Here is a 7,596-nt window from a genome sequence, read left to right on the forward strand (position 1 = left end):
CCGCCGTCCCCGGCGCCGGTGCCCCGCCGCGGACGCCGAGGAGCCGGAAGCGCCCGCCGGCTGCCCGGTCCACCACGTCCCCTGAGTCCCGCCCTCCGCTCGGTGAGCCGATCGAGGGTCCTGGACACGGCGAAGGCCGCCACCCTGCGTGAGGGTGACGGCCTTCGTGCTCGGTGCGTCAGGACGCGTCGTCGGCGGTCTCGCCGCTGACCGTCTCGACGGCCTTGGGCGAGCTCGAGCTGACCGCGATGCGGGTCGGCTCGGTGCCGGCGTAGACGCCCGCGACCCGGATGCTCAGCACGCCGGCGTCGTAGGCGGCGCTGATCGCGTCCGGCCCGACGTGGGACGGCAGCGCGAACGTGCGCTCGAAGCGTCCGTAGCGGATCTCGCGGACATGGCGTCCGTGGTCGTCCTCGGCGCGCTCGTCGCGGCGCTCGCCGCGGATCACGAGCCGGCCGGAGACGGCCTCGACGGTGACGTCGCGCTCGACGTCGATGCCGGGGAGCTCGAGCCGGACGACGGCGTCGTCACCGTCGCGCAGGGTCTCGGCCGACGGCATGAAGTCGGTGCGCTCGGTCGTCATGGGGGCGGAGCCGGCGAACGCCGATCGCATGAGCGAGTCGAACTCGGCGAACGGGTCGCGGCGGCTGAAGAGGGAGAGCGTCGTCATGGAAACCAACCTCCTGGTCGATCATGTGCCGGCCACCTCGACCGGCACCCGGTTCAACGTGAGTCGATGCGACTCAATTCCCATGACTCGCATTCTATGCAGGAAGTCCGTCGAGTCCAGCCGCCTCGGCCGCCTCCGCGTAGGCGGCGGCGAGCGACGCCACGCTGGCGTGGGCGTTGAGCCCGCTGGGGTTCGGGACGACCCAGAGCCGCGCTCCGGCGAAGGTGCCCGGCTGTTCGCCGGCCGCGGCCTTCCGATCGCCGAACGCCGTCCGGTAGGCCGTGATGCCGGCGATCGCGACGACCCGGGGACGGTGCTCGGTCACGAGCCGCTCGAGCCGGTCGCGGCCCTCGCGCGAGCTCGGCGTCGTCGAGCTCGTCGGCCCGCGCGGAGGCCCGCGGCACCATGTTGGTGATGCCGACGCCGCGCTCGACCAGCACGGGAGCCGCGTCCTGCGGCGTCAGGACGTCCGCGGGCAGGATGCCCGCGGCGCGCAGCGCGGGGTAGAACCGGTTGCCGTTGCGGGCGAAGTGCAGGCCGGTGGCCGCGCTCACCAGACCGGGGTTGATGCCGACGAACAGCAGCCGCAGGCCCGGCCCGAGCAGGTCGGGGATGGTCCGGCCCGCGTACGCCGAGAGTTCATCGCGCGTCCACCGTCGCGCTCTTGCCGTGGCCCTGTCGCGTCCTACGGTGGAGACATGAGCTGGATCATCGTGGTAGCCGTCCTGACGCTGACCATCGCCGCGGGCACCCTCGTCTTCGGCACGTCCGATCACGACCACATCGTCGTCTGACCCCCCCGTCCGACGCACCCCGGCCCGGCTCACGGGCCCGGCCGGGTCGACCGGGCCCGTCCCTTCACCGCGAGGGGTCGACGAGCACCTTCGCGTGGGCGGTGCGGCCGGAGTCGAGCGAACGGGAAATCCCGACAAACCGCCACAAGTTGCGTCTTGCGCGGTGAGCGTGTCCCGCACACGCTTTCGAGAGGGACCCGACGAATGACCGACATGACGACGCCCGAAAATGGCGCGAAACCACCGGCCGGCTTCTACCCGGACGGATCGGGTAGGCAGCGCTGGTGGGACGGAAACGGCTGGACCGACCACTTCCAGGACGCTCCGGCGGCCCCGGCAGCCGTCGCAACGAAGCCCAAGAAGCGAGTCTTCCTGTGGTTCTTCATGATCGTCCAGGTGCTGTTCCTGGTGTGGATCATCGCCGGGGTGGGGTCCGCCGGTGAAGCTGAGGACTGCGGCGTCCTGGATCAGCAGACGTGTCAGGACGCTCAGGACGTCGGCACGGGCATCGGTGTCTTCTTAATCATCGTTTTCTGGGTGCTCGTGGATTTCCTGCTGGCCGTCACTTACGGCATCTATCGCCTGGCGAAGCGCAACTAGCGACCGCTGTTCCCTCCAGGAACGACGAGGCCCCGCGGACCGGTCGGTCCGCGGGGCCGTCGTGCGTGCCGGGTCAGGCGTAGGAGACGCCCGTGGCGTGCAGCGGGCAGTAGCCGAACGGGTTCTTCACCAGGTACTGCTGGTGGTACTCCTCGGCGTAGTAGTAGTCCTGCAGCGGCTCGATCTCGGTGGTGATCGCGCCGTAGCCGGCCTGGGTCATCTGCTGCTGGTAGCGGTCGCGTGAGGCCTCGGCCTTGGCCTGCTGCTCGGCCGAGGTGGTCAGCAGCACCGAGCGGTACTGGCTGCCGCGGTCGTTGCCCTGGCGCATGCCCTGCGTCGGGTCGTGGTTCTCCCAGAAGACCTTGAGCAGGTCGTCGTAGGACGTGACGCTCGGGTCGAACACGACGCGGACGACCTCGGCGTGACCGGTGCGACCGGTGCACACCTCCTCGTATGTCGGGTTCGGGGTGTAGCCGCCCGCGTAGCCGACCGACGTCGACCAGACGCCGGGCTGCTCCCAGAACGTCTTCTCCTCGCCCCAGAAGCAGCCGAGGCCGACGACGGCGACCTCGAAGCCCTCGGGGCCGTCGGTCTCGATCGGGTTGCCGGTGACGAGGTGCTTGTCGCCCACGGAGAACGGGCGGGTCGGACGGCCCGGGAGCGCCTTCTCGCGCTCGGGCATCGCGGTCTTGTCGAAGCCGAAGATCATGGTCACCTTTCCGCCGGCGTGGACGCCGGTCCACCCTGCTCAACCGACGGGCGCCCCGCCGTGTTCCCGCTAGTGTCGACGACGTGAGCGAGCGACGAGACGACCGGCGCCCGGGCATCCCGCGGGGCATGGAGATCGCGACCGGCTGGGCGTGGCGCCTGCTGCTGCTCGGCGTCGCGACGTACGCGCTGCTGTGGCTGCTGGCCTACTTCTCGGCCATCACGGTCCCGGTCGCGGTGGCCCTCCTGCTCACCGCGCTGACGTCCGGGCTGGTCGACCGCCTGCAGCGCTGGCACGTGCGCGCGGGGTCGGGACGCTGATCGTCGTCGTCGGCTTCCTCGCGCTCGTCAGCGGCCTGTTCGTGCTGGTCGGCCAGCAGGTGTCGCGCCAGTTCGACGACCTGCGCCGCCGGGTCGTCGACGGCATCGCCGACCTGCAGGACTGGCTGCAGACCGGCCCGCTGCACCTGACCGACGCGCAGCTGCAGCAGTACATCAACACCGCGCAGGAGAAGATCGCCCAGTCCGACGGCGTCCTGTTCGCCACGGCCGGCGAGGTCGGGACGACGGTCAGCCACTTCGTCGCGGGGCTGTTCGTCGTCCTGTTCGCCACCATCTTCTTCCTCTACGACGGCAAGCGGATCTGGGCCTGGATCGTGCTGCTGTTCCCGCGCGCGTCCCGCAGTCGCGTGCACAGCTCGGGCGAGACCGCGTGGCACTCGCTGACCGCCTTCGTCCGCGCCACGATCGTCGTCGCCCTGGTGGACGCCGTGGGCATCGCGCTGGCCGCGTACGTGCTGGGCGTGCCGCTGGCCCTGGCGATCGGCGTGCTCGTCTTCCTCGGCGCGTTCGTGCCGATCGTCGGCGCGCTCACGTCCGGTCTGGTGGCGGTCGGCGTCGCGCTCGTCGCCCAGGGCCCGTGGACGGCGCTGTTCATGCTCGTCGCGGTGCTCGCGGTGCAGCAGATCGAGAGCCACGTCCTGCAGCCGTTCATCATGGGCCGGATCGTGTCGGTGCACCCGCTCGCGGTGATCCTGGCGATCGTCGCCGGCATCACGGTGGGCGGCATCGTGGGTGCGCTCGTGGCCGTCCCGATCGCCGCGTGCCTCAACGGCGTGGTGCGCCACCTCGCGTCCGGGGAGGGCCAGACGTTCGCCTCCGACGGGCTGCCCGCGGACGAGGAGCACCCGCCGGTCGAGCCGGCGCCCGAGCAGCGCTCCTAGCGTCCGACGGCGGAGGTCCGGCCGGTCGTAGGGTGGCCGGGTGCAGCTCAGCGATGTCGTCGCCGCCCGGTCCCTGCTCGACGGGGTCGCCACCACCACCCCGTGCGTCAGCTCGCGCTGGCTGAGCGACCTGGCCGGCACGACGGTGCGGCTCAAGTGCGAGAACCTGCAGCGCACCGGCTCGTTCAAGATCCGCGGCGCGTACGTGCGCATCGCCCGGCTCAGCCCGCAGGAGCGGGCCCGCGGCGTCGTGGCCGCGAGCGCCGGCAACCACGCGCAGGGGTCGCGCTCGCCGCCGCCATGCTCGACACCAAGGCGCGCATCTTCATGCCCGAGGGCGCGGCCATCCCCAAGGTCAGCGCGACCCGCGGCTACGGCGCGGACGTGGAGTTCGTCCACGGCGGCGTCACCGAGGCGGTCGCAGCGGCCCAGGCGTACGCGCGCGAGACCGGCGCGGAGTTCATCCACCCCTTCGACCACGACGACATCCTCGCCGGGCAGGGCACCGTCGGGCTGGAGATCGTCGAGCAGGTGCCGGACGTGCGCACCGTGCTGGTGCCGATCGGCGGCGGCGGGCTGGCCGCCGGCATCGCGCTGCTGCGCGAGCAGCACCCGGACGTCCGCATCGTCGGCGTGCAGGCCGAGGCGGCGTCCACGTACGTCCCGTCGCTGAGCTCCGGCGAGCCCGTCGAGGTGGAGATGGCGCCGACGATGGCCGACGGCATCGCGGTCTCGCGGCCCGGCCGGATCCCGTTCGACGTCATCGCCCAGCACCTCGACGAGGTGCTGACGGTGAGCGAGGAGGCGATGAGTCAGGCGCTGCTGCAGCTGCTTGAGCGCACCAAGATGCTCGTCGAGCCGTCCGGGGCCGCGGGCGTCGCTGCCCTGATGGAGCACCCCGGACGCTTCGAGGGTCCGGTCGTCGCGGTGCTGTCCGGCGGCAACATCGACGCGCTCGTGCTCATGGAGGTCATCCGCCACGGCCTCAACGCGGCCGGCCGGTTCCTGGCCTTCCGGGTGCGCATCCCGGACCGCCCCGGCGAGCTGATGCGCCTGCTCGTGGCCCTGGCCGAGCTGCAGGTCAACATCCTCAACGTCCAGCACGACCGCACGTCCGAGTCGCTGGGCGTCCGGCAGGTCGAGGTGGCGCTGCAGGTCTCCACGCGCGGCACCGATCAGCAGGTGCAGGTGCGCGAGAGGCTCACCGAGCTCGGCTACGACCTGCTCTGACCCTCACCCGAGCCTCGTTCCACCCAGAAGTGGACGCAAAGAGACCACGTTCCTCAGGAACGTGGTCTCTTTGCGTCCACATCGCGGCGGAGCCGCGCGGGGGTGAGGCTCAGAACGGGACGGCGTCGACGATCTCGACCGTGATGGTGCGGCCGTTCGGCGCCTCGTAGGACGCGGAGTCGCCGCGCTTCTTGCCCATGATCGCCGCGCCGAGCGGGGACGTGGGGGAGAAGACGTCGAGGTCGACGCTGGAGTCCATGCTCAGCAGCTCGCGCGAGCCCAGCAGGAAGGTCTCGGTGTCGGAGTCGCCGGCGAACCGGATCGTCACCTTCATGCCGGCCTCGACCAGGCCGTCGTCGGCCGGCGCGTCGCCGACCTCGGCCCGGCGGAGCATGTCCTCGAGCTGGCGGATGCGGGCCTCGGTCTTGCCCTGCTCCTCGCGGGCGGCGTGGTAGCCGCCGTTCTCCTTGAGGTCGCCCTCGTCGCGGGCGGCGGCGATCTTGGCCGTGATGTCGGCCCGGACCTCGCCCTTGAGGTGCGCGAGCTCGGCCTGGAGACGGTCGAACGCCTCCTGCGTCACCCAGATGGTGTCCTGCGTCGGCTGCGTCATGGCATGCCTCCTTCTACGTACGGCACCCCGGGCGCCGCCCGGGGTGAATACGCAAGGCTACCAGTTCAGCGCACCACGCGGCAGGACCTCAGGACGCCGTTCACGGCCCGCTCCTGCGTGCGGACGGCGATGGTCAGGCCCTGCTCGCGCCGGTCGCCGTCCACCCGCACGGTCTTCTCGCCGACCACGGCGTGGTTCATGTTCTGGGCGTAGACCGTGCACTCGACCGGCTCGTCGGTGTTGAGGACGACGTCCACCCGCACGCGCACCTCGGTGTCGCTCACGACGTCGTAGCTGTGCAGGGACGCGCTCACCGGCTTCTCGGCGGTGGCCACCCAGGCGGCCCAGGCGATGCCGAGGACGACGCCGACGGCGGCGACGGCCCACCAGAACCAGGTCGGCTTGGTGCGGCGGCCGTAGCGGGCGTCCAGGTTCGTCACGACGTCCATTGTCCCAGGTACGGGAAGCGGACAGCAGGTCGGTGACGTTGCATGGAAGGATGGTCCCCGGCCGAACGACGGACAGGAGAGACGTGAGCGACCAGCTGCGACTCATGCACGTGCACGCCCACCCGGACGACGAGTCCAGCAAGGGCGCTGCCTCGACCGCGAAGTACGTCGCCGAGGGGGTCGACGTCCACGTCGCCACCTGCACCGGCGGCGAGCGCGGGTCGATCCTCAACCCCTCGTTCCAGCACCCCGGGCTCGAGGACAACCCCGAGCTCATCAGCGAGATCCGCCGCGACGAGATGGCGCGCGCTCGCGACATCCTCGGCATCAAGCAGGACTGGCTCGGCTTCGTCGACTCCGGCTGGCCCGAGGGCGACCCGAAGCCGCCGCTGCCCGAGGGCTGCTTCGCGCTCGTGCCGATCGAGGAGGCCGCGGCGCCGCTGGTGCGGCTCATCCGCTCGTTCCGCCCGCACGTCCTGACGACGTACGACGAGAACGGCGGCTACCCGCACCCCGACCACATCAAGTGCCACGAGATCAGCGTCTACGCCTTCGAGGCGGCCGCCGACCCCGAGCGCTACCCCGACCTCGGCGAGCCGTGGCAGGTGCAGAAGCTCTATTACCACTTCGGCTGGAGCGCGGCGCGCATGCAGGCGATCTCCCAGGCGATGGAGAAGCACGGCCTGGAGAACCCGTACAGCGAGGAGCGCTGGGCCCGCATGGACCCCGAGCGCGACAAGCGGATGACCACGCGGGTGGAGTGCGCCGAGTACTTCCACAAGCGCGACGAGGCGCTCATCGCGCACGCCACGCAGATCGACCCGGACGGCTTCTGGTTCGCCGTGCCGCGCGAGATCCAGGCCGAGGCGTGGCCCACGGAGGACTTCGAGCTGGTGAAGTCGTTCGTCGAGACGACCACGCCCGAGGACGACCTCTTCGCCGGCCTGCGCTGACGCCTCCGGTCCCTGGGCTCCGCGCCCTGTGGGCGGTCGAAGGGACCCGTCGGTCCCCGTGCGCCCCCCGCGTAGGCTGGAGCCATGCGCACGTACGCCTACCTGCTGGCCTCCTCCGGCGAGCGTCCCAACATCGATCCCGACGTCGTCAAGCCGGGCTGGGGCGCGCTGGGCCTGGTCGTCCTGCTGGGCATCGTGCTCGCGCTGCTGCTGTGGAGCTTCACCAAGCAGCTGAAGAAGGTGCGCTTCGAGGAGGAGCCCGACCCGCGCGCCGCCGACCGGGCCCCGCGCACCGACGACGGCGACGACCAGCCGCGCTCCGACGCCTGACCTCGCCTACGACCGGCGCGCCGCGGAGA

9 protein-coding genes and 2 pseudogenes are annotated in these 7,596 nt (G+C 71.3%); 6 read left to right on the plus strand and 5 right to left on the minus strand.

All coding sequences use genetic code 11. The annotated features are described in order from the left end of the window. Nucleotides 1–178: 178 nt before the first annotated feature. A complete protein-coding gene (locus AC2W7G_RS05665; protein ID WP_485867579.1) occupies nt 179–670 on the minus strand; it encodes an Hsp20/alpha crystallin family protein in 492 nt (163 codons plus the stop codon). A 94-nt stretch (nt 671–764) separates the two neighbouring features. Next, nucleotides 765–1,224 (minus strand): annotated as a pseudogene (locus tag AC2W7G_RS05670) (mismatch-specific DNA-glycosylase). Between the two features lie 444 nt (nt 1,225–1,668). On the opposite strand from AC2W7G_RS05670, the gene AC2W7G_RS05675 reads away from it, so the two are divergent. Further along, nucleotides 1,669–2,064, plus strand: coding sequence for a DUF2510 domain-containing protein (locus tag AC2W7G_RS05675; protein WP_485867580.1), 396 nt, complete (start codon nt 1,669–1,671; stop codon nt 2,062–2,064). A gap of 73 nt (nt 2,065–2,137) precedes the next feature. Here the strand turns inward: AC2W7G_RS05675 and msrA are convergent, their stop codons facing one another. Then, complete coding sequence (msrA, locus tag AC2W7G_RS05680; protein WP_485867581.1) at nt 2,138–2,773, minus strand: peptide-methionine (S)-S-oxide reductase MsrA; 636 nt, start codon at nt 2,771–2,773, stop codon at nt 2,138–2,140. 83 nt (nt 2,774–2,856) lie between these two features. Here msrA and AC2W7G_RS05685 point away from each other — a divergent pair, with 83 nt between their 5' ends. From AC2W7G_RS05685 to ilvA, 3 genes and pseudogenes are all read left to right on the plus strand, one after another. Then, a complete protein-coding gene (locus AC2W7G_RS05685) occupies nt 2,857–3,093 on the plus strand; it encodes a hypothetical protein (protein WP_485867582.1) in 237 nt (78 codons plus the stop codon). A 41-nt stretch (nt 3,094–3,134) separates the two neighbouring features. Then, the gene (locus AC2W7G_RS05690; protein WP_485867583.1) at nt 3,135–3,995 is read left to right on the plus strand and encodes an AI-2E family transporter; all 861 of its coding nucleotides are present in this window, start codon (nt 3,135–3,137) and stop codon (nt 3,993–3,995) included. Between the two features lie 145 nt (nt 3,996–4,140). Continuing rightward, nucleotides 4,141–5,225 (plus strand): annotated as a pseudogene (gene ilvA, locus AC2W7G_RS05695) (threonine ammonia-lyase). A gap of 109 nt (nt 5,226–5,334) precedes the next feature. On the opposite strand, the gene greA reads toward ilvA, so the two are convergent. Together greA and AC2W7G_RS05705 are read right to left on the minus strand one after the other, a co-directional pair. Further along, nucleotides 5,335–5,835: a transcription elongation factor GreA gene (gene greA, locus AC2W7G_RS05700; RefSeq protein WP_485867584.1), complete on the minus strand. Its 501-nt coding sequence runs from the start codon at nt 5,833–5,835 to the stop codon at nt 5,335–5,337. A gap of 65 nt (nt 5,836–5,900) precedes the next feature. Then, nucleotides 5,901–6,275: a DUF4307 domain-containing protein gene (locus tag AC2W7G_RS05705; protein WP_485867585.1), complete on the minus strand. Its 375-nt coding sequence runs from the start codon at nt 6,273–6,275 to the stop codon at nt 5,901–5,903. 59 nt (nt 6,276–6,334) lie between these two features. Here AC2W7G_RS05705 and mca point away from each other — a divergent pair, with 59 nt between their 5' ends. Both mca and AC2W7G_RS05715 read left to right on the plus strand, forming a co-directional pair. Next, a complete protein-coding gene (gene mca / locus AC2W7G_RS05710) occupies nt 6,335–7,237 on the plus strand; it encodes a mycothiol conjugate amidase Mca (protein WP_485867586.1) in 903 nt (300 codons plus the stop codon). Between the two features lie 84 nt (nt 7,238–7,321). Further along, nucleotides 7,322–7,567: a hypothetical protein gene (locus AC2W7G_RS05715; RefSeq protein ID WP_485867587.1), complete on the plus strand. Its 246-nt coding sequence runs from the start codon at nt 7,322–7,324 to the stop codon at nt 7,565–7,567. Nucleotides 7,568–7,596 lie beyond the last annotated feature (29 nt).

It is taken from the genome of Aeromicrobium sp. PFPM2_SD2, assembly GCF_057364525.1.

What these genes read in the sequence shown, in the direction of transcription:
- mca (WP_485867586.1), top strand. Translation starts at nt 6,335, where the DNA reads ATGGTCCCCGGCCGAACGACGGACAGGAGAGACGTGAGCGACCAGCTG.
- greA (WP_485867584.1), bottom strand. Translation starts at nt 5,835, where the DNA reads ATGACGCAGCCGACGCAGGACACCATCTGGGTGACGCAGGAGGCGTTC.
- AC2W7G_RS05715 (WP_485867587.1), top strand. Translation starts at nt 7,322, where the DNA reads ATGCGCACGTACGCCTACCTGCTGGCCTCCTCCGGCGAGCGTCCCAAC.
- msrA (WP_485867581.1), bottom strand. Translation starts at nt 2,773, where the DNA reads ATGATCTTCGGCTTCGACAAGACCGCGATGCCCGAGCGCGAGAAGGCG.
- AC2W7G_RS05665 (WP_485867579.1), bottom strand. Translation starts at nt 670, where the DNA reads ATGACGACGCTCTCCCTCTTCAGCCGCCGCGACCCGTTCGCCGAGTTC.
- AC2W7G_RS05675 (WP_485867580.1), top strand. Translation starts at nt 1,669, where the DNA reads ATGACCGACATGACGACGCCCGAAAATGGCGCGAAACCACCGGCCGGC.